We start from the raw sequence: 24,570 nt of genomic DNA on the forward strand, positions 1-24,570 counted from the left end.
GGTGATTAATAAGATGGATTGGGCAAAAATGTTACAGGCCTCGGTTAACCTTGACCGTGACATTCGGATTAAGCATAATTTACAAAACAGTTTGGCGGATCGAATCCAAGAAGCGTATATTTCATTGGACGTGGAATTGGCTGAAATCGCCAATGCTGCAGAATGGTTTAAAGTTTGGAAGACTCACCGCGGAAAGCGCGACGGAGAATTATCAGTTCATCAAACCGTTTTAAACGAGTTTGTGGATGCCATTGATTTCTTTTTGTTGATGGCTAATTTAAACCAGTGGAACCATTTAATTGTGATTGGTGATGAGCAATTAGCAAATTATCAAAGTGATCAGCGTGATTTGGACCTTTCTTTGATGTATTTAAATATTAAGAAAATGCTGTTTTCAACGTATTCTTATAATCGGGGGACGGATTTTCAACATGCTTGGCACTTATTCATAAAATTTGGGATACAAGGCTTAGGATTTACTCCTGAGGAATTGGAAAAGGCTTATTTTGCGAAAAACCAAATTAATTATCAACGTCAAGAAAACAATTATTGATGATTTGGGAGCGACGTTTAAGACGTATAGGCGCTTCAAAGAAGCAAGATATTTTACTAAAGGCTATGTTTGTGGAATAATGGTAACGTGAGGCCGAAGTACGTTTGGCGAATTTTGCGTTTATAAGGAAGCGATGTATGTAATGACGTATACTGATATCTATGGTTTTAAGCACGAAAATGCCACCATCGTCAGTAAAAAAGATGAGTTTCGACGTGTTTTCATTATTGAAGATGAAAAGCATCGCCGCTTCGAATGTTTGAAAGAGCATCCTGAATCTACTCATAAGGGATCTGCGCACTGGAAGTTAAGTTCTAAGGACACTCCACCAGATAACTATTGGGATGTTTTTGAGACGAGTGATAAGTAATGTGTAGGGCGAGGGGATTCTTGATGAATCTTCGCGCCCTTTTAATCTGGATAGATTAGGTTATCTGGCCCGAAAGTTTATTGACACAGTGGGATTTTTTAAATATAATAAACAGGTACGGTTCGGTAGCTCAGCTGGATAGAGCATCCGCCTTCTAAGCGGACGGTCGTGAGTTCAAGTCTCACCCGAATCATACTGAACAAGGGCTGATGAGTAATCACCTTGAATGAAGAAGCAACTGCTAATATAGTGGTTGCTTTTTTTATTTTAAAAATCAGTTAAGGGCGCAAATTACTTTAATAAAAGTTAAATATCCGTTATCATTAGGTAAAATAAATCATTAGAGGGTGACGAACGATGAAAAAATTTTTTGCAATTTTATTGTCATTAATTATGGTGACGGTCGTTTTGGGAGCTTGTACACATAACAAGGTTTATGGGACTGTAGTAGTCACACCTGAAAAATACAAACAGATCTCGGCGGATAAGACGATGATCGAAGACTCAATAAAGGGTTTGGAAAAATTTAATTCCGAGAATCCTGAATCAGAACAGAAGGTAATTAAAACCTTGAACACCCTTATTAAAAAGGGTCAACGACACCTTAATAAACAGGATCGAGCGCAGTTCAAACAACTATTAGGGGACACGCCTACTGGAGTTAAGGGGATTGTCAAAAATGCTTATGACCACCAGCGCGGCTTTGACGATGATTTAAGCGAGCGGATCCGCAATAACATGCTTAAAGCAATTAAACTTTTACCGCATGGGGTTACTAAACATCAGGATGAACAAAATAAAATTTATAAACAAATGTTAAAAGATACTCAGGCTGATCGGAAGTTATACCGGATTGGCGGTAACGAATAAGTGCTGATGTAGTGGGATTGTCTGATTGGGGATTCTGGGATCAAGTGAAACCAAAGGAATGACAATCTACGTTTTAATGCTATTAAAGGCGGAAAATCAAAAGTGTTTCTCAAGAATTTTAGTTTTTGAGGGGCACTTTTTTTAAATCTCAGTGTTGAAAAATGCATTAATTAGTTACCGAGAAATATCTTTATAAGTTGGGTCAATTAGTGTCAAGTATAACAACTGGTTATTTTTAAACGATGTAGCATCTTTTTTTTACACTAAAATAAAAGACGTTATTATTGATTGTTATCTTTATGGGGATAACTTAACTTGATACCGCTTTGGTGAGAGATGTTTGTGTACTATGCCACTTTTTTTAAAATAAGCGAAAAAAAGGAGACGGAAAACGGACTGTTAGCGGTTCATTTGTTGGGTTTGGTAAGCTATCATGAACATGTAGATGATAAAAGTTCGCTATTAATGTATGGTATAGAATATTAAGGGCGATACAAATTTTTGAATGACTAAATTTGCGAACTCTATGAGGTGCTTAATTATGAAAAATGATCCAAGAATTATTAAAACAATCAATAAACTGGAAAAGGCGTTTGTAATGTTATTAAAGACTTACGATGTTAGTGACATTAACGTCCGTCAAATTAGTGACGAAGCCGGGGTCACGCGGGGGGCTTTTTACTCTCATTTTTCAGACAAAAAAGAATTCCTTGAGTTTACTATGGAAAGCCTAATTCAAGAATTGCTAAAACCGTCCCTAAAGGACTCCGCGGATTATGTGGAAGAGACGAAGCACGAAAACGCCCATCAGGCAAATGTGCTTTCGTTGACTGAAATTTTTAACCACGTAGCTGAAAATTACCAAGCTTACACAGTAGTAATGGGAAGCGATCGACTACCTAGTTTCAACCAGACGTTAAAAAAACGCTTAATGGAAGAGTTTGAAAAGTTCGCAGATTATTACGATGACGAAATTGATTTAGGCGGGTTTCCCTTCGAAGTATTGAGCTCCTTTTATGTAAACGGAATTGTCGGAATGATCAAGGTTTGGCTGGAAAAAGGAATGATGTACACGCCGCATTATATGGCAAACGCAGCAAAACAAGTTCTTGATAGCAAAGAAAGTGTCAAGGCAAACAATTTAAAGTTGACTGATTTTTTTGTGGTTTAACGTTGACTAATTAACGATAATCAAGTATAGTACTAATGTTGGTGTGGTCTCCACGCTACAACCGCACAGAGTGAGTTTTAAGCATGGCACTTACTTTGGCGAGTCTGAGATGAATAAGGAGGTGCACGTTGTGTACGCAATTATTAAAACTGGTGGCAAGCAACTCAAGGTTGAAGAAGGACAATCTGTATACGTTGAGAAGCTAAACGCTGCTGAAGGCGAAAAGGTAACATTTGATCAAGTACTTTTTGTTGGTGGTGAATCAACAAAGATTGGTTCTCCAGTCGTTGAAGGTGCTTCAGTTGCAGGTACTGTTGAAAAACAAGGCAAGCAAAAGAAGATTACTACTTTCAAGTACAAGGCTAAGAAGGGTCAACACACTAAGAAGGGTCATCGTCAACCATATACAAAGGTTAAGATTGATTCAATCAACGCTTAGTCAGTTGGAAGGGTGAAGAGTGATGATACAAGCATGGATTTATCGGGAAGCCGACCGCATTAGCGGGTTCAAGCTGACCGGGCACGCGGATGCTGGTGAGTACGGCAAGGATATTGTTTGTGCCGCAGTTTCTGTTTTAGCTATTAATACCGTGAATAGTATCGAACAAATCGCCTCGGTAATGCCACTGGTTGATTCAGATGATGATAACGGTGGATTTTTATCAGTTAATGTCCCTGAAAGTAAGGATCGGGAAGCGGAACAAAAGGCGCAAGTCTTATTGGCTTCTTTTGAATTAGGATTACGGGATATTAGTAAAACCTATGACAAGTACTTAGTAATGAATTAACTTACATTCGGAGGTGTATTTACCATGGAAATGAACTTACAATTCTTCTCTCATCATAAAGGGGGAGGTTCCACATCCAATGGTCGTGACTCAGCTGGTCGTCGCCTTGGAACTAAGCGTGCTGACGGACAAGCTGCTAAGGCTGGTATGATTTTATATCGTCAACGTGGAACACATATTTACCCTGGTGTAAATGTTGGTCGCGGAAACGATGATACATTGTTCGCACTTGCAGACGGAATCGTTCGTTTCGAACGTAAAGGTCGCGACAAGCGTCAAGTTTCTGTATATCCAGTAGCAGATGCTGAATAAGCGATAAGCAATTCAGGTCGGGACAAATCATCTTGTTCCGGCCTTTTTTAATGAATTTCTTGTTAAATAGACGAGCGATTGATATTATGAACTTATAATAATTGGAGGAATCTTTTATGAGCACAATTTCAACGTCAGATTTTCATAATGGATTAACTATCGAAGTTGAAGATAACATTTGGCGGATTGTTGAATTTCAACATGTTAAGCCAGGTAAAGGTAGTGCATTTGTACGGACTAAGTTGAAAAACTTAAGAACTGGCGCGGTACAAGAAAAGACTTTCCGTGCTGGTGAAAAGATGGAACAAGCTAACATCGAAACTCGCAAGATGCAATACTTGTATAACGATGGGGCAAACTACGTATTCATGGATAACAATACGTATGAACAAGTTGAAATTCCAGAAGAACGTCTCGAAGAAGAAAAAAACTACTTAATTGAAAATATGGAAGTAAGCATTTCCTTCTTTGGTTCCGAAACTTTAGGGGTTGAACTACCAAAGAACATTGCTTTGAAGGTTGAATCGACTGAGCCAAGTATTAAGGGTAATACTGCAAGCGGTGGTTCAAAGCCAGCAACGATGGAAACAGGTTTAGTGGTACAAGTACCTTTCTTTGTAAACGAAGGAGATACCCTCAACATTAACACCCAAGACGGAACTTATATTTCACGGGCTTAATTTTTTGGGAGGCATAGTTATGGCAGATACGAAATACTTGGAATTGAAGGATTCCAGTTCAAAAAGCGGCGGAATCGCGATTGCACCTGACGTGGTTGAATCCATTGCGGGAATTACGGTCGATCAAATTGACGGTGTTCATTTGATTAGCAACAATATCTCAAAGGGCTTTAACACCATTTTAGGTCGTGACGCAGTTGGCGCTGGTACTAAGTTGATTGAAGATGAACGCGGATTGGTAATCAGGGTCAATGTGATGCTTGATTTTGGCGTATCTGTACCCCAAGTTGCCACCAAGATTCAGGATCGGATTCAACAACAACTACTATTTATGACCGGCATCGTTATTGATGAAGTTAACGTAGTAGTTAGTGGAATGGTTCCGGACAAAACCACGTCTGATATTGACCCTAACGATATTTTTTCAGAAAATAATGGTGATCAAAAGTGAGTTTAAATCGACATCAAATGCGGGAAAGCGCCTTTAAGATGATTTTTGCCCAGAGCGTAAATCCGGACGCGGATCCCGAAGAATTAAAAAAACAAGTTTTGGAAGAATTTCATGAAACCGACGTTGCTGATCCGTTTCTGGACAATCTAGTTACTGGAGTTCAAGAAAACGTTTCGTCAATTAATGAAACGATTGGTAAAGAACTTAAAGCTGGTTGGACGGTAAATCGTTTGGCAAACCCTGACCGGGTGATTTTACAAATTGGTACGTATGAAATTAAACATACTGAAGTGCCTAATAGCGTAGCAATTAATGAAGCACTTGAGTTAGCTAAGAAGTATACGGACGAAAAGGCACGTAAGTTTATTAACGGTGTTTTATCGAACGTTGCTAAAGACTAGGTTATGTAGAGTTACGGATGGAAACTGACATTCGTAACTCTTTTATTTTACAAATTATTTTATGAGGTCATGTGTTATCATTTAAAGTGTGTAATTATTCAAAACTGGAGGCGTTGTGCTTGGGACAAATCATTGATGGGAAAGCCTTAGCGGCTGAAATCGACTTACAGACTAAGGCAGAAGTTATGCAATTAAAGGAACGGGGAATCGTTCCGCATTTAGCAGTGGTACTAGTGGGAGATGATCCAGCTAGCCACATTTACGTTCGTAATAAAAAAAGGCGGGCGGAAAAGCTTGGAATCCAATCGACGGTTTGCCAATTTCCAAGTAGCGTAACGGAAGCAACATTATTAAAAGAAATTGACCGCTTAAACCGCGATACCTCGGTTCACGCAATTTTGGTTCAGATGCCACTGCCGCCACAAATCGATGAATTTAAGGTGACGTTAGCAATTGATCCGCGAAAAGATGCAGACGGTTTTCATCCGGTGAATATGGGGCGGCTTTTACAAAATAAAACTGATTGTACCCCGGTGGCTTGTACCCCCCGAGGAATTATGCAAATGCTGCATAAATACAACATTAATCCAGAAGGTAAGAAAGCCGTGGTGATTGGACGGAGCATGATCGTCGGTAAGCCAATGGCTGCATTGTTACTAAACGCTAACGCAACGGTAACGGTAGCACATAGTCATACTAAAAATTTAAGCGAACTAACCAAGCAAGCCGATATTTTAGTTGTAGCTACGGGTATTGCGCACTTTATCAAAGCTGACCAAGTAAAGGATGGCGCCGTAGTAATCGACGTAGGGATGAACCGGGATCAAAATGGCAAATTAACTGGTGATGTTGATTTTGCGGAGGTATCTCCAAAAGCTTCGTTTATTACCCCGGTCCCGAAAGGGGTTGGTCCAATGACCATTACCATGCTAATGAGGCAAACAACTGATTTGACAAAGTGGAGTATTTAATGACAAATGATCAATATTTAACGGTTTCGGCGTTAACTCAATATATCAAACGAAAATTTGACGTTGATCCATATTTGCATCGGGTTTACGTGGTTGGTGAAATTTCTAATTTCCGTTTGCGCGTTAACGGCCACCAATATTTTAGTATTAAAGACGAACAGGCTAAAATTAACGTAATTATGTTTAAGTCGGCTTTTGCGAAGGTTAAATTTCAACCTGAAGAAGGAATGCGCGTTATTGTGAGCGGTCGGATTAGCGTCTATCCCGGAAACGGCAGTTATCAATTGTACGTCGATTCAATGCAACCGGACGGTGTGGGCGCTTTATATCAAGCTTACGAGCAGTTGAAGGCTAAACTAGATAAGGAAGGCTTATTTAAGGCCCCTAAACAGGCAATTCCCCGATTTCCGAAAAAAATTGCGGTAGTGACCAGTCGTTCGGGAGCGGTAATTCGCGATATTATTACTACGGTAAAGCGCCGTTATCCGATTGTACAGCTAGTGCTTTTTCCTGTAGCGGTGCAAGGTAACGAAGCTGCTCCTAATATTGCCGCCCAAATTAAATTCATTAACACTTTACCCGATTTTGATACCATCATTTTGGGTCGGGGCGGAGGTTCAATTGAAGATTTGTGGCCCTTTAATGAAGAAGTAGTGGCACGGGCAATTTTTGAAAGCCGAATCCCGACAATTTCATCGGTAGGTCACGAAACGGACACGACGATTGCTGATTTAGTTGCCGACGTTCGCGCGGCAACCCCAACTGCGGCGGCGGAATTGGCGACCCCAGTTTTGACGGATGTTTTGACAGATTTACAAAAAACGGAGCTAAGAGTTATCAACGCTTTCAAAAATATATTGAAAATTAAGCAACAACAAGCGCGGCAATTAGAAAATTCGTATATTTTTCAAGAACCTCAACGACTTTATGAAGGCTACGTACAAAACGTTGATCAATTAACGGAGCGGTTACGTAATGCACAGAAACAGTATTTAGCTGACCGTTCTGCAGAATTAGTTAAATTACAGCACCGCTTGTTAGTAAACAATCCGCAAAATCAGGTTGACTTAGCTACGCAAAAGGTGGGATATTTGCGGGAACAATTGCTTAGCGTAATTACTAGGCGATTTACCCAATCACAAACACAAATGCAAAAATTAGTTGCGGCTTTAGATAACCTTAGTCCCTTACGGATTATGAGTCGAGGATATACTTACGTTACTAAAGACGAACAAGTGGTTAATTCCGTAGAAAAGTTATCCGTTAATGACGCAATTAAGTTGAACTTTAGCGACGGCAGTGCTGATGCCATAATTAAAACAATTAATAACGAGGAAAAATAATGGAAAAAGAAAAAACGTTTGAAGAAAATTTACAAGAATTACAAGATGTAGTAAATAACCTCGAACAGGGTGATATCCCTCTTGAAAAAGCATTGAGTGAATTTCAAAAAGGAATTCAATTGAGTTCACAATTACAAGATACTCTGAAAAATGCTGAAAAGACACTTACCAAAGTGATGAAAGACAATGGTGAAGAAAGTGATCTTGATTTAGAAACAGATGAAACTAATGAATAAAGAATTCAACGAGTTTGTTCGAAGAAGTACACCATTAATCAACGATCATTTTGCAGAACTGATGGAGAAGGTTGAAAAACACCAACCCCAGCTGGCGCGGATGATGGCGTATTCGTTCAACGCTGGAGGCAAGCGCGTCCGTCCGTTAATATTACTAGCCATTTTAGAGGTGCTGGGAGAGCCCATCAATCCCGATGTGTTAACGGTCGCAGTCGCGTTAGAAGCCGTACACACCTATTCGTTGATTCACGACGATTTACCGGCGATGGACAATGATGATCTTCGACGAGGCCGTCCAACTAGTCATAAACAATTCGGGGAAGCGGAAGCAATTTTGACGGGGGACGCCCTATTAACGATTGCTTTTCAATGGTTAGCAGCGACTGGGTTTACAGCTGAAGTCAAAGCCACGGTGATTGGTGACTTGGCGCAGGCAGCGGGACCAGAAGGGATGATTGCTGGGCAGCTACAAGACATTGAAGGCAATCACCAACGCTATACAATTGAGCAATTAAAAAAATTGCACGAATTAAAAACGGGACAAATGTTGATTTTTCCAGCTAAAGCAGCTTTACATATTGCTAAGTGCGAAACCACGGTGGCTACGGCAATATTACGGTTTGTACAAAATTTTGGCTTAGCTTTCCAAATTCATGATGATATCATTGACGTAACGGAAAGTAGTGTTGAACTAGGCAAAACGGCTGGTAAGGATCAAGCGTTAAATAAAAACACGTACGTTAATTTATTAGGACTGGATTCTGCAAAAGAACGGTTATCGACGGTTCTTAATGCATGCGAAGAGGCGTTGATCCCCTTAGTTGAACGGGGTTACGAAGTTTCACTGCTTCGCGGTTTTTTAGCGTATTTAAAATAATGGAGACAAGGTAATGGCAAAAGAACGAGTAGATGTTTTATTAGTTAAGCAAGGGTTATTTGACACCCGCGAAAAGGCCAAACGAGCAGTGATGGCTGGTGAAATTCTAGGAGATAATGAAGAACGGTTGGATAAACCAGGGGTTAAAATTGACCCGAACACTAAATTACACTTAAAGGGAAAACCGATGCCCTACGTGAGCCGGGGTGGTTTAAAACTTGCCAAGGCCCTAGATGTTTTTGACATTGACGTGAGTGGACTGGTAGTTTTAGACATTGGCTCTTCTACAGGCGGTTTTACCGATGTAATGCTCCAAAATGGTGCTAAATTAAGTTATGCCCTTGATGTGGGAACTAACCAACTGGTTTGGAAATTACGGGAAGACCCCCGAGTAGTAGTGATGGAAAATACTAATTTTCGCTATAGTAAGTTAGCAGACTTTACCAGTGGTCAACCAGAATTTGCCTCTATTGACGTTTCCTTCATTTCCTTAAAACTAATTTTACCGGTCCTTAAACAGATTTTAAAAACTGGAGGCTCGGTAGTTAGCTTGATCAAGCCACAATTCGAAGCAGGGCGTGAAAAGGTTGGTAAACATGGAATCGTCCGGGATCGTAAAGTGCATGAAGAAGTGCTTAAGAATGTTTTGACCATGGCTAATGCGGAAGGGTTCGACGTATTGGGGCTAGATTATTCGCCAATCAAGGGTGGCGAAGGTAATATTGAATTCTTAGCATGGCTATCTAGTGCGGATGCTGAATTAGGCAGCATTAGTTCGAAGGTAAATATTAATGAAGTAATTGATCGAGCATATTCTAATTTAAATTCGTAGGTGAGATAATGCGTAAAAATCAACGACACGCCCTCATTAAACAAATCATCAATAATCATCAGGTTGGGCGCCAAGAAGATATTGTTGAAATTCTGCAAAAGCAAGGAATTCAAGTTACCCAAGCAACAATTTCTCGTGACATTAAGGAATTGCAGCTAGTTAAGGTCGCCACGGTGGATGGCCGTCTTCGCTATGCGTTACCAAAGACGGATAGTTCACAAATTGAACAGCGTTTCTTTAATTTACTAGCGACGTCTTTAATTACGATCAAGGCACAAGACCAATTAGTTTACATCGATTTAAAGCCCGGGAACGGTCCCAGCGTTGCGGCAACTTTGAAGCAAGTTAACTACAGTTTTGTGTTTGCTGTGATTGCTGATGATGACGGAGTGCTGGTAGTTTGCAAAGACAATGAGCGCGCTATACAGTTAAGAAAAAGGATCACCAAAGCGATAGCCTATACCTAGGAGAGATTATCATGTTATTGGAATTATCAATCAAGGATTTTGCAATTATCGAAAAACTAGATGCTAGTTTTCGACAAGGGATGACCGTATTAACTGGGGAAACCGGTGCAGGAAAATCGATTATCATTGATGCCGTCGGACTGCTAGCTGGGGGTCGCGGATCCGTAGACTTTGTACGAACTGGCGCGGATAAGGCCGTCTTGCAAGGCGTTTTTGATATTGCTGAAATTGCCAATACTAAGACGGTTTTAGAAGAATTAGGAATTGAACCGACTAACGACCTCGTGATTACTAGGGAATTACTTAAGACGGGGCGTAGCGTTTGTCGAGTTAACGGAACCATCGTTAATTTGAACAGTCTAAAAAAGATTGGGCAAACTTTAATTGATATTCACGGACAAAATGAACACCAAGAATTGATGGATAGCGATAAGCATTTACGCTTGTTAGAACAGTTTGATTACGCTGCGGTAGCCGACACCAAGCAACGGTACCAAGCTGCTTTTAAGGCGTACACTAAATTAAATCGGCGTTTAAACCAAAGTCTAAAAAATGAACATGAATGGAATCAGCGGGTAGATATGCTGCAGTTTCAAGTTGATGAAATTAAGGCTGCAAATCTTATCGAAGGTGAAGATGAAGAGTTAGAAAAGCGGCGTGATCAGTTGGTTAATTTTCAAAGTATTTCAGATGCGTTAGCAACTAGTTTTCAAGTTTTGGAAAGTGAAGAAGGAGTTTCTGCAACCGACCAAATTGGAAACGTAATGCAAGAAATGCAAGGAATTGCTGACTATGATGAAGAATACGAGCAGATTGCCGATGAGGTTCAAAATGCCTACTATTCTTTAGAAGATGTTACTAATCGAGTTCGTTCGGCGATTGACTCGATGGAATGGAACCCTGCTGAACTAGATGAAGTCGAACAACGGTTAGAAACAATCCGGCAGTTAAAAAAGAAGTACGGCAATTCGATTACTGAAATTCTGAAATACTTATCGAGAATTGAAAATGAATTGGCAGAAATGACTGGGGCGGGCCAAAATCTAGATGATTTGGCTGTGGAAGTGGAAAAACGTTTGCAAGAAACCAAGCAATTAGGTACGCAGTTAACCAATTTACGCCAGAAAATGGCTTTGAAACTAGAACAAGCAGTTCGGGATCAGTTGGCGGGATTGTACATGGAAAAAACACAGTTTAAGGTACAGTTCAATTCTAAAAAGGTTCCGGAACTCGACGGACTTGATAACGTTGAATTTTTAATCCAACCCAATCCTGGTGAAGACTTGAAACCATTGGCAAAAATTGCGTCTGGTGGGGAGCTTTCACGGATCATGTTAGCTTTGAAAACTATTTTTGCTCGCAATGAGGGGGTTACCAGCATTATTTTTGACGAGGTTGACACCGGAGTCAGTGGTCGAGTAGCTCAGGCAATTGCGGATAAAATTCATGAAATTTCGAATCACTCGCAAGTATTATGTATTTCCCACCTTCCACAAGTAGCTGCCCGGGCAGACTACCAGTTGCACGTGGCTAAAAAAGTGGTTAAGGGACGGACGATGACTAATTTAACCGCTCTTGATGATGAGGGGCGGGTTAATGAAATCGCTAAAATGTTAGCTGGGGTAGACCTAACTGAATTGAGTTTAGAGCACGCACGCGAGCTGTTGCAGATGGAACACGAACAAGCCTGAGTAATAAGATACGTAAAAAGTGAGCGTGGGATAAAAGTTTGGTAATTTTTGAGCATTAACTAAGAAACTAGTCATCATGCTTGGATTTGGCATAATGTAATAATCCCTCCATGACTGTCAAATGAAATATCATAATTCAACTGACAATCATGGAGGTTTTTTTGAATGCCTGGATTTAAGTACACAGCATTAGAAAAATTAGATTTTATAAATGAATTTAAACTGCGTTGGCTGGAACGACATAGGATCCCTTAAAGCCTATCAAGTGCTAATTAAGTTAGTTAAAAATGGAATTGAATATTTTAATCAACAACAAGAAATGGCCTCATTCCTGATGAATACTGGAATGAGGCCGTTTAATAAGCTACCTAATTTTATATTATTTTGTCTGTCAACTTGACAGAGCCTAGTCCATGATGGTCGATTTTTAGTTTTTCTCAGCCGCGCTTTTTAATGGATTTTGCGTTCCTACTATGACAAATAACGGATTGAGGGTTACAAGCCACGTTGAACTTGCAAAAGAAAATATTATATTAGCGCGATGCTGCGAATTTCTGCATCTTCTAATGTTTGGGTGGTATTTGAATTTTGGTCTTGAATACAAAGCCTTCCCGAACGGTTTAATAATAGGTGGCCACGTAGCTCGACCACCCGCGAAGCCGTTAAATTGATTTGCATTTGAACGGGAACTTGGTTTTGGATAGCAAACGCAATCGTATCGTTGATTTGAGTTAAGGACATCGCTTGGTCAACAATGTTAAGTCCGCGGTCTTCAGGAACCACGAATAAACTTTCATAAGTACTACGAATTGCTGCGAGCGAAAAGTTAAATAATTTAAGCGGACTTAGTTTACGACTTTCCATAATTGCCTCCATCGAACGTTTGTTTGTGTTTTTATTATACGAACAAACGTTCAGTTTTGCAAGTGGTTTTAAATAAAGGTGCTCAAAAGCGAAATTACTTTGCCTTGACATGCGGAATACAGTTGAAAAATAAGTAAAAAAAGTGCAAAATAGTAATTACATACATATATTTGAGGGAGTTTGGAAATGGCGAAAAGAGGAATGTTGATTGTTCTTTCGGGACCTTCCGGTGTAGGTAAGGGAACGGTTAGAAAAGCAATCTTTGATCAAGGTGGAAATGATTTCCAATATTCAGTGTCAATGACTACTAGAAAACCTCGTGAAGGTGAAGTTAATGGCGAGGATTATTACTTTGTTTCTAAAGCTGAATTTGAGAAAAACATCGAAGAAGGTCAAATGCTAGAGTATGCCAAATATGTTGACAATTACTACGGCACCCCGTTAAAATATGTCAACCAGACTTTAGACTCTGGTCGGGACGTTTTTTTAGAAATTGAAGTTAACGGAGCTCGTCAAGTCCGTGAAAAAATGCCGGACGGCGTCTTTTTGTTTTTAACGCCGCCAGATTTGATGGAATTAAAACAACGGATTATTAATCGGGGAACCGAAGACATTGAAACGATTAATAAACGAATGGAAAAGGCGGTCGATGAAATTAAAACGATGCATGATTATGATTATGCAATCGTTAATGATAAGGTCGAAAATGCCGTTGAATCAATTAAAAACATTATTAAGGGAGAACATTTACGCGTTTCACGCGTTTACCCTGAATACCAAGAAATGTTAGGAGAGTTGTAAAATGATTTTATATCCTTCAGTTGATAAACTGCTCGAACGAGTTGATTCTCGTTATTCATTAATTATGTTAGCAAGCAAGCGCGCACACCAATTAGATGAGGGCGCACCAGAATTGCTTGACCACTATAGTTCTCATAAAAACGTTGGGAAAGCTTTAGAAGAAATTGTTGCAGGCGACGTAGTTATTGATCCTAACGAAAAAGACCTGTAATTAATCAGTACTTAAGGTTAAGTAGAACCCGTCACTGGAAAATCTACCAAACGATACTAAGTGTAAAGTGAGGCTAGGAAAAATCTGAAATGATTTTTTCTAGCTTTTTTACGTGATTGTCATTCCATTATTTTAGATGGGATTAGGTACAGGAGACTGGTAGAATATAAAACTAGGAAGGTGTTTGCCAATGAAAATATTATTTGTAATTACCGGCGGAATTGCCGAATATAAGGTGGTTGAGGCGGTTCGATACCAGGTGAAGGCTGGTAACGCAGTAAAAGTTGTTATGACTAAGATGGCTGAAGAGTTCGTCACCCCATTGACGTTTGCCACGTTAACCAACGAACCGGTTTATGATGATTTTAAATCGGATCTGGGAAAGCCAGTTGCTCACGTAGCATTAGCTGACTGGGCGGATCAAGTCGTGGTGGCTCCGGCAACGGCAAACTTTATCGCAAAAATGGTACTTGGAATTGCGGACGATTTTGCGTCTACGGTAGTACTTGCGTCTTCAGCTAAGAAAAGGGTTCTGCCGGCGATGAACGTTAACATGTGGCAAAATCCAGCGGTTCAACGTAACCTGACCCAACTCAAGGCGGATGGGGTAGAAATACTAGAGCCCGTAGTGGGAGAACTGGCGGAAGGCTACTCCGGAAAGGGCCGTTTTCCATCGGCAGAAGTGGTTAATCAGTTTATAAGTCAACCAGTTAGTAGTAGCCAGCAGTTGGCAGGCTATAAGGTGGTGGTCACTGCTGGAGGAACCCGCGAAGCAATTGATCCGGTCCGTTTCATTGGCAACCGTTCATCGGGAAAAATGGGTTTTGCACTTGCACAACAAGCTGCGGCAGTTGGAGCGACAGTGACTTTAATCACTGGACCAACTAACTTAAGCCTTGACACCCAGTCTAAAATTAAAAGAATTGATATTGAAGACGTAGCGGAGTTAAAAGCAGCTTTGGATCAGGAGCTCAAAAATGCGGATGTGTTAATTATGGCAGCTGCGGTTTCTGATTATCGAGTTGCTAAGGTTAGCACGCATAAGTTGAAGAAACATGATTTTAAAAATGGCTTACAACTTGAACTAGTCGAAAACCCAGATATTTTAGCTACGTTGGACCGACCGGACCGGTTAAAATATGTCGTGGGTTTTGCGGCGGAGACGGATGATCTACTAGAAAATGCTACGGGAAAAATGCAGCGAAAAGGTCTGAATATGGTGGTGGCTAACGACGTGGGCAACCCCGAGATTGGTTTTAACGTTGACGATAATGCCGTAACCATTTTACGTCCGGATCAAAGAGCTAAGGTGATTGCCAAACAATCTAAACTAAAGATTGCAGAAGCAATTTTAAAAATTGTTAGCGAAGAATTGAAGTAAAGGGGATTAGGGAATGACAAAAAAGTTTGATGTCATCGTCAACGTACCAGCTCTGCAAACGAACACACCATTTACTTACCAAGCAGATGCGGCAATTGAAAATGACATTAAAATTGGTTCACGCGTAATCGTTCCCTTTGGTCAAGCGGGACGACCGGTCCAAGGGTTTGTGATTGGAGAAAATCGGCAAGGTTCCCCGATGGAATTAAAAAATATTATTTCACTTCTTGAACCAGAGCCTTTCTTAAATCAGGAATTAATTGATTTATCAGCATGGTTGGCGGATAAAACCTTTTCCTTTAGGGTGACCTGTTTGAATGCAATGTTGCCTAATTTGGTTAAAATTAATACAAAACGGTTTGTGAAAGTCAATCGTCAACGAATTGATCCACAAAGGGTTGTTGAAGTATTGGGCGAGCAGCAGGTCGTCGATTTAAAGGTTAACGAGCTTGATTATCCGCAACAGCGTCAATTAAACCAGTGGGTTAAGGACGGTAGCGTTACTTTAGAGTACGCCACCGAAAATTCTGCTAGAAAAAAGATGATTAACTGGATTTGGCCGCTAGTGGATGCCGAACAAATCACTCAAATTACCAAGACGGTGCGACCTAACGCCCGTCAACAGTTGAAACTATTGCAGTTAATACCAGAAATGAGCGTTAAAGAAGGCCTTAGTCAAGCTTCCTTAATCAAGGATTATCAAATTAGTCGCGGAACGGTTGACCACGCGGTAGAGCAAGGGTGGTTAAAGCGTGACTTAGTAGAACAGTACCGGGACCCGTTTGCGCAAAGTGATCTGCAAACCGACCAAGAGCTCAACTTGAATGATGAACAAGCCTCCGCCTTTAAAAAAATTTCGGATGCTGTTCAAAACCGTCGTGCTAAGCCAATTCTGTTAGAGGGAGTAACTGGCTCAGGAAAAACGGAAGTCTATTTACAAAGCATTTCCCAGGTGCTCAACCAAGGCAGGACCGCAATCTTAATGGTTCCAGAAATTTCGCTAACTCCTTTGATGGTTAACCGCGTCCGGGCGCGGTTTGGCGACCAAGTGGCGGTCTTGCATAGCGCACTTTCTGATGGCGAAAAATTTGATGAATGGCGCCGAATTATGCGTAACGAGGTCAAAGTAGTGGTGGGTGCGCGTTCTGCGGTGTTTGCACCCCTGCATAATCTTGGTATTATTATTATGGATGAAGAGCACTCCGAAACATATAAGCAAACCGATGCTCCGCGATACCATGCGCGTGACGTTGCCATTTATCGGGCGCAAAATGCTAATTGCCCGGTGGTTTTAGGTAGTGCGACTCCAGCGCTGGAAAGTCGGGCGCGCGCAGAACGGGGGGTTTATGACTTTATCCAGATTCATAAACGCGCTAACCAACAGGCCTTGCCAGCAATAAGGGTAATTGATATGCGGCGGCACCTGGGCGACGGGTTTAACGAGAATTTTTCGGCACCCATGGTTAACGCGATTCAAGAACGACTCCTAAAGCATGAACAAGTAGTTTTAATGCTAAACCGACGGGGATTTTCGTCATTTGTGATGTGCCGTGATTGTGGATTTGTATTGAAATGTCCTAATTGTGATGTTTCGCTAACCATGCATCTGGATACTCACTCGATGCAGTGTCATTACTGTGGGCATGAAGAACCGATTCCGCGAAAATGTCAAAATTGCGGTAGTGACAAAATTCGGTTCTTTGGTACGGGAACCCAAAAAGTTGAGCAACAGCTGCAACAGATCTTACCGCAAGCACGGGTCTTACGAATGGACGTGGACACCACTCGGCGAAAAGGGGCTCACGAACGGCTACTGGCTCGTTTTGGTAACCATGACGCAGACATCCTTTTAGGAACCCAAATGATTGCAAAGGGGTTAGATTTCCCTGAGGTAACTCTTGTAGGGGTTTTGAATGCGGATACTTCCTTAGAACTGCCGGATTTAAGAGCCAGTGAACGGACTTTTCAATTGTTGACACAGGTTGCTGGACGAGCCGGACGGGCGCAAAAAGCTGGTGAAGTTCTTATCCAGACGTTTAATCCGGACCATTACGCGATTAAGTTGGCGCAAAAACAGGACTATGAAGACTTCTTTCAAAAAGAAATGTATCTGCGCCACCTAGGGAAATACCCTCCGTATTACTTTACGGTATTAATCAACGTTGCGGCTTCCGACGAAGCTACTGCGCAAAAAAATGCGTACGAAGTGTTAAATAAAATTCAACCCCAGTTAAGCTCGCAAGCAATTGTTTTAGGGCCTACGCCTAAATCGGTTTCTAAAATCAAGCAAAAATATTATTACCAGATTTTAATTAAGTACCAAAAGGAGCCACGACTCCATGACGCCTTGTTAAAGGTGCTAAATGAATCACAAGAAAAGTTTCGACACGGGGTCCGAATCACAATTGATGCCGATCCGCAAAACTTTATGTAAGCATAGAAAGTAGGTTTTTTAATGAAATCAATTATTTTCATGGGAACGCCCCAATTTTCGGCGCCCATTTTACAAAGTTTAATTGACCATCCGGATTACAACGTAATTGGGGTGGTCACCCAGCCCGATCGCCGAGTTGGTAGAAAGCACGTTCTTACACCAAGTCCGGTTAAACAAGTAGCAACTAAGCACGATATTAAGGTTTATCAACCGGAGAAACTTAGTGGCAGTCCGGAAATGGAGGAGTTAATTAATTTAAACGCGGATCTTATCGTGACGGCAGCCTTTGGTCAATTTTTACCGATGAAATTAATTAACTCGGTTAAAATTGCGGCAATCAACGTGCATGCTTCGTTATTACCTAAATATCGGGGAGGAGCACCCGTACATTACGCAATCATGAATGGGGATGCAGAAACTGGGGTCACCATTATTTACATGGTTAAGAAAATGGACGCCGGGGATATGCTTGCCCAAGCTAAAATGCCAATTACCGACCAAGATGACGTTGGCAGCATGTTTGAAAAATTAAGTATTTTAGGCCGGGATACGCTTCTGGAAACCTTACCTAAGTTAATAAACGGAGAAATCACGCCGGTAGCGCAGGATGAAGAACAGGTTAGCTTTTCACCTAACATTGCCCCTGAACAAGAAGCGGTTGATATCAATTTACCAGCACGTTTAGTAGACGCTAAGGTTCGCGGATTGCGACCTTTCCCAGTTGCTTACGTGATCATGGAAGGACAGCGGACCAAGCTGTGGAAGACGGCGGTCGTTGATCAAAGTACTGATTTAGCACCTGGCCAGGTGGTTGAAAAGACCAAGCATGAATTGCTTGTGGCCACTGGTGACCATGGTGTAATCAGCATTTTAGAATTACAACCAGCTGGAAAACAAAAGATGTCCATTACAGATTATTTAAATGGGGTTGGCGATAATTTACACCCCGGAAAGCAAATTATAGACAATGACGGAATTGAAAAATAACCCCCGCGATTTAGCGGTTGACGCTTTAGAAAGTATTGACGAAGGCGCCTATTCAAATTTAGAGTTAAACCAGGTGATCCAGGATGCAGACTTATCAGAAGTCGATAAGCATTTACTGACCGAATTGGTTTATGGTGTTTTACAACACCGCTTGACCATTGATTTTTATTTAGCAAATTTCTTGCAGCGACCAGAACAGACCCCGCGGTGGGTAATCAACTTATTACGTACGGCCATTTTTCAAATGGAATTTTTGGATCGGGTCCCCACCTTTGCCATCTTTAATGAAACCATTGAAATTGCTAAACGGCGGGGAAGCGACGGTGTTCGTAAGATGGTAACCGGGGTGTTACGTTCTTATCAACGTCAAGGAACCCCAAGTTTAGACAGCATTCCGGATTTAACCCAGCGATTAGCAACCGAATATAGCGTTGCTTCGTGGATTGTGGACCAATTATTGTATGAATTAGGAGAAAATAAGTGCCGGAAGATACTAGATAGTATTAATCGGCCAGCTCATTTAAGTGTCAGGATTAACCCTATTCAACGTTCGACGGCGGCAATTCGCCAAAGCCTATCCGAAGAATATGACGTTCAAGAAAGTTTATTAGCAACGGACGGATTACGTTTACAAAATGGTCCTGGACTGGCGCAGTCCGCTAGTTTTCAAGCTGGCGAGGTGATTGCACAGGATGAGTCGGCAATGTTAGTTGGTGAAACCATGCAATTAGCAACGGGACAAAAAGTCTTAGATGCTTGTGCAGCACCAGGGGGTAAGACAACCCAGTTGGCCCAAAAAGTGGGACCTGATGGACAAGTAATTGCTTGGGATATTTATGAATCCCGTACCCGGCTAATTCAACAAAATGCACGGCGGATGCATTTAACGAACATCGTTACGGAAGTCCACGATGCCACGACTCCTTGTCCAGAATTAAAGGAAGAATTTGATCGTATTTTGGTTGACGCCCCGTGCTCGGGAATCGGTTTATTACGCCGAAAGCCTGAAACGCGGTACCTTAAGAGCAAAAAGGATAGCAGCGATTTACACCGCGTCCAGTTGGACATTTTAGATAACGTAGCGTCGATGCTTAAGGTGGGCGGAATTCTTACTTATAGCACTTGCACAATGCTCCGTAAGGAAAATCAGATGACAATCGATGAGTTTTTAACCCAGCACCCAGAATTTGAACTATTAAAAACGCAGACGGATAAAAAAGTTAAAGCAGACCGCACTGATCTGAGCCTAAATATTTACCCGGATGATTTTGGATCAGATGGTTTCTTCATTGCGAATATGAAAAAAGTGAAGTGATTGATAGATATGAAATATGCGTACCTATCGGACAAAGGGAAAGTCCGCAAAACAAACCAAGACTACGTGGGGATTTTTAAAAGTGATTCAGAATCGATTTTAACGATCGTCGCTGATGGCGTTGGCGGTAATCGGGGCGGTGACATTGCTTCTGAGATGGCGGTTTCCCACATTGGTTATTTATTTGAGACCTCCGACATCAACACCGTTGAAGACGCCAAAAACTGGTTAACCCACCAGTTGGCAATTGAAAACCGTAAGATTCTACAAGCTTCTAAGCACTACAAAAATTTAAATGGTATGGGAACTACCATTGTTTTGGCGTTATTTATTAATGATCAAGTGGTCGTAGCAAATCTAGGCGACAGTCGTTGTTACATATATAATCAGCAGGCTGGATTACGTCAATTATCAACCGACCATTCGTTAGTAAATGAATTGCTAAAAACTGGCCGGATTACTCCAGAGGAAGCCCGCAACCACCCGCAAAAAAACGTGATTACCAAAACGCTTGGTATTTCTGAGCAAGCCGAAGCGGAAATCAAGGTATTTAACGTGGCGGCTGGTGATATTTTATTACTCTGCACGGATGGGTTAACTAACTTAGTTCGTAATGATGTAATCCAACAAATCTTGGGAGACCAACAAAGTCTCGAAGCCAAAACGCGTAAGCTGGTTGATTTGGCTAACCACGCCGGCGGTTTTGATAACGTGACGGTGTTGATTGTGGAAACAGAAATGGGGGCGAGCTGATGACCCCGAATCAAACGCTAAACGGACGTTATAAGATTATTCGCCCCGTTGGTGAAGGTGGCATGGCTAGCGTTTATCTAGCTCACGATTTGATTTTAGACCGGGACGTGGCGGTTAAGCTAGTCCGTTTTGATATGCAAGACGATGCTTCGGCTGTACGCCGCTTCCAACGAGAAGCATTGTCGGCTACCGAGCTGGTTCACCCCAACATCGTTAGTGTTTATGACATTGGTGAAGAGCACGGGATGAATTATCTCGTAATGGAGTACGTAGAAGGAAAAGATTTAAAACGATATATCAAAGATGAGTTTCCGCTTCCGCTTCCACAAGTGGTCAATTTAATGGGGCAGATCTTGTGCGGAGTGCAAGCGGCCCACCGGCATGGGATTATTCATCGGGATTTAAAACCGCAAAACGTGCTGATTGATAAACATGGGAATGCTAAAATTACCGATTTTGGAATTGCAATTGCCAACCAGCAAAGTAGTTTTACCCGAACCAACACGGTGATTGGTTCAGTACAGTACCTCTCGCCGGAACAAGTCCGCGGGCACGTGGCTACGCAACAGTCGGACATTTATTCATTAGGAATTATTCTTTTTGAAATGCTAACTGGAAAGGTCCCGTTTGAAGGTGAGACGGCGGTATCAATTGCTATTAAACATTATCAAGATCAATTACCGTTAGTAACTGATTTTAATCACCAAATTCCACAAGCGTTGGAAAACGTGGTGCTTAAAGCAACTGCCAAGAACCCGACGGATCGCTACAAAAACGTTGCTGAAATGGCACTTGATTTAAAAACGACCCTAAGTCCGCAACGTGCGCAAGAAAGCAAGTTCGTAGAGGATTCTTTAACTGAGCACACCATTGTTTTAGACCAAAAGGCGATTAACCGCCAATTGGATGAACCGGATAGCGAACAGACCCGCTCAATTAAGATGCAGGTAAACGAGAAACTTAAATCTATTAAGAAAAATCACCAGCCCGCAGCAAAAACAGAGGAAATGCACCGACCTAAACATCGGCACCCGTTGCGCAGGCGGGCGGCGTTTATGGCGTTTGCCATCTTGGCCTTCATTTTGGGAATTTTAATTGCCTTTAAGTTAAGCAGCCCGCAAATGGTTAGGGTTCCCAATTTGCATGGTTTGACGCAAAATCAAGCAACGACCAAATTATCTAAGGAAAATCTTGGAGTGGGTAAAATAACTAAGGTCGCTGATGATAAAACCGGTTATAATAAGGTGGTTAAGACCTTACCTGAGAATGGTAAAGCTGTTCAAGAAGGAATTAAGGTCAACGTGGTGATTAGTAAGGGACCAAATAGCTTTGATGTGGATAACTATGTAGGCAGTGATTATCCAAGCACTAAGCGGCAACTAGAAGCTAAGGGATTCACCATTAAGAAAAAAGAGGTGGTTACTAATCGTTTTGACAATAACCGCATTATTTCACAAGATGTGGTTGCTGGTCAGGTAGTCGTCCCGCGCTTGACAACGATTACGTTTACGATCGCTAAATAGATGGAGAAGTGCATGCATACTGGACAAATTATACAATTGTTAGCAGGATTTTATGATGTGCTAACTGAGCAACACGAAGTGATTCGCACCCGGGCACGGGGGAATTTTCGTAACCAACAAACTAAACCGTTGGTGGGAGATGTGGTCGATTTCAAAGAAAATTCGGACCAAACTGGCTACATCACTAGCATTCACCCCCGGAAAAACGAGTTAGTACGCCCGCCGTTAGCCAACATTGACCAAGCGGTAGTGGTTACGGCAGCTACCCAGCCGGATTTCTCAGCTAATTTACTGGATCGGCAACTAGTGGCACTTGCCGAAAAAAAGATTAGCGCAGTGATCTATTTTTCCAAAACGGATTTATTGGATAACGAGGCTTACCAAGATTTAAAACAAATTGCCGACTATTACCAAAAAATTGGTTATCAAGTAGTTTTTCCTGTTCGCCAAAAAGACGATGCCGATGTGAAGGCGTTGCGCAAACTTTTTGCTGAGCGATTAACTATTTTTATGGGACAAACTGGAGCTGGTAAGTCGACGTTGTTAAACCGAATTGATCCGGATTTGAACATCCAGACCGGTGAAGTTTCTCAGGCACTAAATCGAGGAAAGCATACAACGCGGAAAGTTTCGTTAATGAACATTGACGGAGGATTAGTTGCGGATACGCCAGGTTTTTCCTCTTATGCGGTTTTTGAAATGGCGGATACGGAACTTAAAGAATGCTTTCTGGAGATAAAGCAAATCGGCCAAAATTGTCGTTTTCGCGAATGTTTACACCTTAACGAACCAGGATGCGCGGTGAAAGCTGCTGTAGAAAATGGAGAAATTTTGGCTAGTCGTTACGCTAATTATGAACAATTCATGGGGTTGATCCGGTCCCAAAAACCAGATTATAAACGTAAAGGGTACCAGAAAAAAGATCGGAGGAAGAAGAAATGATTAAAGTAGCACCATCAATTTTAAGTGCAGATCCAGCAAATCTAATGAAGGATGTTGAACAGGTTCAAGGAGCTGACTACTTACACGTCGATGTAATGGACGGCAGTTTTGTTCCTAACTTAAGCTTTGGATTAAACACTGTTAAGGGCTTGGCACAAGACTGTGATATTAAGTTGGACGTACACCTAATGATTCAAAATCCGGAAAATTACGTGGAACAATTTGCCCAAGCGGGTGCTAGCATTATCGGAGTGCACGTAGAAAGCACCCAGCACATTGCCCGGGCTATCCAACTAATCAAACAAGCGGGTGCGCAAGCAGAAGTCGTTGTTAATCCAGGCACACCGCTAACTGAATTAGAAGAACTTTTACCAGAAGTGGATCAAGTATTAATCATGTCGGTTAACCCAGGATTTGGGGGACAAAAGTTCTTGGAAAGTTCGATTAGTAAAGTTAAACGTTTGTCAGCATTACGCCAAGCACGTGGTTTAGAATTTGACATCGAAATTGACGGAGGAATTAGTGACCAAAACGTTAAACAAGTGTACGACGCGGGAGTTGATGTGGCGGTTGCTGGATCATACATTTTTAACGCACCTGATTATACTAAACAAGTACAAACCTTAAAGGACCTTACTAAATAATGAAAATATTTAACCTATTAGTCGGCGGCGACCCGGCAAATTTACCAGAAAATTGGCAAGAATTAGATGGTGAATGGGTTGGCGTAGACCGCGGAGCATTACGTTTGGTAAATGAACAGCTTAAAGGTAGTTTGGCAATTGGCGATTTTGATTCGGTGAGCGAAGCAGAGTTTGCAAAGGTCGCAGCGGGATTTGATAGGGTGGTTAAATTAAACCCCATCAAAGATGATACGGACACCGAAGCGGCGCTAGCTAAGGTATTAAATATTGACGATCACGCACAGGTTCGCATTCTAGGCGTTAGCGGCGGGCGGATCGACCACTTGCTAGCAAACGTATTAATGGTGCTAGAAGCGCGCTTTCGGCGATTTGCTGAACAGATTACGTTGATTGACCGGCAAAATCGGATTACCTTTTTCAATTCTGGAAAACACACAATTAAAAAAGAAGCTGGTTTTAAATATTTGTCATTCATTCCGTTAACGCCCATCGACGCATTGACTTTGGATGATGAAAAATACCAACTGCATAATCACATGGTGCCCAATGCGCGGGCCTACGTAAGCAACGAGTTTATTGGTAGTACGGCTACCGTTTACTTAAGCAACGGATTAATTGCGGTTATTCAAAGCAAGGACTAAGTAAAACAAAAAAATGCTCTTAACAGCTAGATGATTATCTAACGGTTAAGAGCATTTTTTG

At 41.6% G+C, this 24,570-nt stretch carries 29 protein-coding genes, 1 tRNA gene and 1 other annotated feature; of the genes, 29 read left to right on the forward strand and 1 reads right to left on the reverse strand.

What is annotated here, in order from left to right; genetic code table 11:
* Positions 1 to 13: 13 nt before the first annotated feature.
* The 18 genes from HMPREF0623_RS01020 to recN all read left to right on the forward strand — a co-directional run bounded on the left by HMPREF0623_RS01020 (position 14) and on the right by recN (position 12,013).
* A complete protein-coding gene (locus HMPREF0623_RS01020; RefSeq protein WP_002831443.1) occupies positions 14 to 553 on the forward strand; it encodes a dUTP diphosphatase in 540 nt (179 codons plus the stop codon).
* A 142-nt stretch (positions 554 to 695) separates the two neighbouring features.
* Positions 696 to 923 (forward strand): hypothetical protein, encoded by a 228-nt coding sequence (locus HMPREF0623_RS01025; protein ID WP_002831444.1) that lies wholly within the window; start codon positions 696 to 698, stop codon positions 921 to 923.
* Positions 924 to 1,042: 119 nt separating this feature from the next.
* Positions 1,043 to 1,116: transfer RNA gene (locus HMPREF0623_RS01030), tRNA-Arg, on the forward strand.
* A gap of 164 nt (positions 1,117 to 1,280) precedes the next feature.
* The gene (locus HMPREF0623_RS01035) at positions 1,281 to 1,793 is read left to right on the forward strand and encodes a hypothetical protein (protein ID WP_002831445.1); all 513 of its coding nucleotides are present in this window, start codon (positions 1,281 to 1,283) and stop codon (positions 1,791 to 1,793) included.
* A 541-nt stretch (positions 1,794 to 2,334) separates the two neighbouring features.
* The gene (locus HMPREF0623_RS01040; protein WP_002831447.1) at positions 2,335 to 2,964 is read left to right on the forward strand and encodes a TetR/AcrR family transcriptional regulator; all 630 of its coding nucleotides are present in this window, start codon (positions 2,335 to 2,337) and stop codon (positions 2,962 to 2,964) included.
* A gap of 49 nt (positions 2,965 to 3,013) precedes the next feature.
* Positions 3,014 to 3,080 (forward strand) — a sequence feature (ribosomal protein L21 leader region).
* Between the two features lie 14 nt (positions 3,081 to 3,094).
* Positions 3,095 to 3,403, forward strand: a complete 309-nt coding sequence (rplU, locus tag HMPREF0623_RS01045; RefSeq protein WP_002831448.1) for a 50S ribosomal protein L21 — start codon at positions 3,095 to 3,097, stop codon at positions 3,401 to 3,403.
* A 22-nt stretch (positions 3,404 to 3,425) separates the two neighbouring features.
* Positions 3,426 to 3,752 carry a ribosomal-processing cysteine protease Prp gene (locus tag HMPREF0623_RS01050; RefSeq protein ID WP_002831449.1) on the forward strand — a complete coding sequence of 109 codons (327 nt, stop codon included), beginning with the start codon at positions 3,426 to 3,428 and terminating at the stop codon, positions 3,750 to 3,752.
* Positions 3,753 to 3,776: 24 nt separating this feature from the next.
* Entirely contained in the window at positions 3,777 to 4,064 is a 288-nt protein-coding gene (gene rpmA, locus HMPREF0623_RS01055) for a 50S ribosomal protein L27 (RefSeq protein ID WP_002831450.1), read from the forward strand.
* Positions 4,065 to 4,180: 116 nt separating this feature from the next.
* A complete protein-coding gene (gene efp / locus HMPREF0623_RS01060; RefSeq protein ID WP_002831452.1) occupies positions 4,181 to 4,744 on the forward strand; it encodes an elongation factor P in 564 nt (187 codons plus the stop codon).
* 19 nt (positions 4,745 to 4,763) lie between these two features.
* Entirely contained in the window at positions 4,764 to 5,195 is a 432-nt protein-coding gene (locus HMPREF0623_RS01065; RefSeq protein WP_002831453.1) for an Asp23/Gls24 family envelope stress response protein, read from the forward strand.
* Positions 5,192 to 5,596, forward strand: coding sequence for a transcription antitermination factor NusB (nusB, locus tag HMPREF0623_RS01070; protein ID WP_002831455.1), 405 nt, complete (start codon positions 5,192 to 5,194; stop codon positions 5,594 to 5,596). Before HMPREF0623_RS01065 ends, nusB begins: the two co-directional genes overlap by 4 nt.
* A gap of 119 nt (positions 5,597 to 5,715) precedes the next feature.
* Positions 5,716 to 6,567 carry a bifunctional methylenetetrahydrofolate dehydrogenase/methenyltetrahydrofolate cyclohydrolase FolD gene (folD, locus tag HMPREF0623_RS01075; protein WP_004165709.1) on the forward strand — a complete coding sequence of 284 codons (852 nt, stop codon included), beginning with the start codon at positions 5,716 to 5,718 and terminating at the stop codon, positions 6,565 to 6,567.
* Positions 6,567 to 7,910 carry an exodeoxyribonuclease VII large subunit gene (gene xseA, locus HMPREF0623_RS01080; RefSeq protein WP_002831457.1) on the forward strand — a complete coding sequence of 448 codons (1,344 nt, stop codon included), beginning with the start codon at positions 6,567 to 6,569 and terminating at the stop codon, positions 7,908 to 7,910. The genes folD and xseA overlap by 1 nt, the downstream gene beginning before the upstream one ends.
* Positions 7,910 to 8,146 (forward strand): exodeoxyribonuclease VII small subunit, encoded by a 237-nt coding sequence (locus HMPREF0623_RS01085; RefSeq protein WP_002831459.1) that lies wholly within the window; start codon positions 7,910 to 7,912, stop codon positions 8,144 to 8,146. Before xseA ends, HMPREF0623_RS01085 begins: the two co-directional genes overlap by 1 nt.
* Positions 8,130 to 9,023, forward strand: a complete 894-nt coding sequence (locus HMPREF0623_RS01090) for a polyprenyl synthetase family protein (RefSeq protein ID WP_004165710.1) — start codon at positions 8,130 to 8,132, stop codon at positions 9,021 to 9,023. Before HMPREF0623_RS01085 ends, HMPREF0623_RS01090 begins: the two co-directional genes overlap by 17 nt.
* A gap of 13 nt (positions 9,024 to 9,036) precedes the next feature.
* Positions 9,037 to 9,855, forward strand: a complete 819-nt coding sequence (locus HMPREF0623_RS01095; protein ID WP_002831462.1) for a TlyA family RNA methyltransferase — start codon at positions 9,037 to 9,039, stop codon at positions 9,853 to 9,855.
* A gap of 8 nt (positions 9,856 to 9,863) precedes the next feature.
* Positions 9,864 to 10,322 (forward strand): arginine repressor, encoded by a 459-nt coding sequence (locus tag HMPREF0623_RS01100; RefSeq protein WP_002831464.1) that lies wholly within the window; start codon positions 9,864 to 9,866, stop codon positions 10,320 to 10,322.
* 11 nt (positions 10,323 to 10,333) lie between these two features.
* Positions 10,334 to 12,013 carry a DNA repair protein RecN gene (gene recN / locus HMPREF0623_RS01105; protein WP_002831465.1) on the forward strand — a complete coding sequence of 560 codons (1,680 nt, stop codon included), beginning with the start codon at positions 10,334 to 10,336 and terminating at the stop codon, positions 12,011 to 12,013.
* A 528-nt stretch (positions 12,014 to 12,541) separates the two neighbouring features.
* Here the strand turns inward: recN and HMPREF0623_RS01110 are convergent.
* Positions 12,542 to 12,877 (reverse strand): hypothetical protein, encoded by a 336-nt coding sequence (locus tag HMPREF0623_RS01110; protein WP_002831469.1) that lies wholly within the window; start codon positions 12,875 to 12,877, stop codon positions 12,542 to 12,544.
* A gap of 186 nt (positions 12,878 to 13,063) precedes the next feature.
* Between HMPREF0623_RS01110 and gmk the strand changes: the two genes are divergently transcribed.
* The 11 genes from gmk to HMPREF0623_RS01165 all read left to right on the forward strand — a co-directional run bounded on the left by gmk (position 13,064) and on the right by HMPREF0623_RS01165 (position 24,509).
* Positions 13,064 to 13,678, forward strand: coding sequence for a guanylate kinase (gene gmk, locus HMPREF0623_RS01115; RefSeq protein WP_002831470.1), 615 nt, complete (start codon positions 13,064 to 13,066; stop codon positions 13,676 to 13,678).
* A 1-nt stretch (position 13,679) separates the two neighbouring features.
* Entirely contained in the window at positions 13,680 to 13,889 is a 210-nt protein-coding gene (gene rpoZ, locus HMPREF0623_RS01120; protein ID WP_002831471.1) for a DNA-directed RNA polymerase subunit omega, read from the forward strand.
* 190 nt (positions 13,890 to 14,079) lie between these two features.
* Entirely contained in the window at positions 14,080 to 15,270 is a 1,191-nt protein-coding gene (gene coaBC / locus HMPREF0623_RS01125) for a bifunctional phosphopantothenoylcysteine decarboxylase/phosphopantothenate--cysteine ligase CoaBC (protein WP_004165713.1), read from the forward strand.
* A gap of 13 nt (positions 15,271 to 15,283) precedes the next feature.
* A complete protein-coding gene (gene priA, locus HMPREF0623_RS01130) occupies positions 15,284 to 17,704 on the forward strand; it encodes a primosomal protein N' (protein ID WP_004165714.1) in 2,421 nt (806 codons plus the stop codon).
* A 21-nt stretch (positions 17,705 to 17,725) separates the two neighbouring features.
* Entirely contained in the window at positions 17,726 to 18,691 is a 966-nt protein-coding gene (fmt, locus tag HMPREF0623_RS01135; protein ID WP_002831476.1) for a methionyl-tRNA formyltransferase, read from the forward strand.
* On the forward strand, positions 18,672 to 20,006 hold the full coding sequence (rsmB, locus tag HMPREF0623_RS01140) for a 16S rRNA (cytosine(967)-C(5))-methyltransferase RsmB (protein ID WP_004165715.1): 1,335 nt from the start codon (positions 18,672 to 18,674) through the stop codon (positions 20,004 to 20,006). The genes fmt and rsmB overlap by 20 nt, the downstream gene beginning before the upstream one ends.
* A gap of 9 nt (positions 20,007 to 20,015) precedes the next feature.
* Positions 20,016 to 20,759, forward strand: a complete 744-nt coding sequence (locus tag HMPREF0623_RS01145) for a Stp1/IreP family PP2C-type Ser/Thr phosphatase (RefSeq protein WP_004165716.1) — start codon at positions 20,016 to 20,018, stop codon at positions 20,757 to 20,759.
* Entirely contained in the window at positions 20,759 to 22,282 is a 1,524-nt protein-coding gene (gene pknB / locus HMPREF0623_RS01150) for a Stk1 family PASTA domain-containing Ser/Thr kinase (RefSeq protein WP_004165717.1), read from the forward strand. Before HMPREF0623_RS01145 ends, pknB begins: the two co-directional genes overlap by 1 nt.
* A 12-nt stretch (positions 22,283 to 22,294) precedes the next feature.
* Entirely contained in the window at positions 22,295 to 23,224 is a 930-nt protein-coding gene (gene rsgA / locus HMPREF0623_RS01155) for a ribosome small subunit-dependent GTPase A (protein WP_005916637.1), read from the forward strand.
* Positions 23,221 to 23,868 carry a ribulose-phosphate 3-epimerase gene (gene rpe / locus HMPREF0623_RS01160; RefSeq protein ID WP_002831483.1) on the forward strand — a complete coding sequence of 216 codons (648 nt, stop codon included), beginning with the start codon at positions 23,221 to 23,223 and terminating at the stop codon, positions 23,866 to 23,868. Before rsgA ends, rpe begins: the two co-directional genes overlap by 4 nt.
* Positions 23,868 to 24,509, forward strand: coding sequence for a thiamine diphosphokinase (locus HMPREF0623_RS01165; protein ID WP_004165719.1), 642 nt, complete (start codon positions 23,868 to 23,870; stop codon positions 24,507 to 24,509). Before rpe ends, HMPREF0623_RS01165 begins: the two co-directional genes overlap by 1 nt.
* Positions 24,510 to 24,570 lie beyond the last annotated feature (61 nt).

It is taken from the genome of Pediococcus acidilactici DSM 20284, assembly GCF_000146325.1.
Taxonomy (GTDB): domain Bacteria; phylum Bacillota; class Bacilli; order Lactobacillales; family Lactobacillaceae; genus Pediococcus; species Pediococcus acidilactici.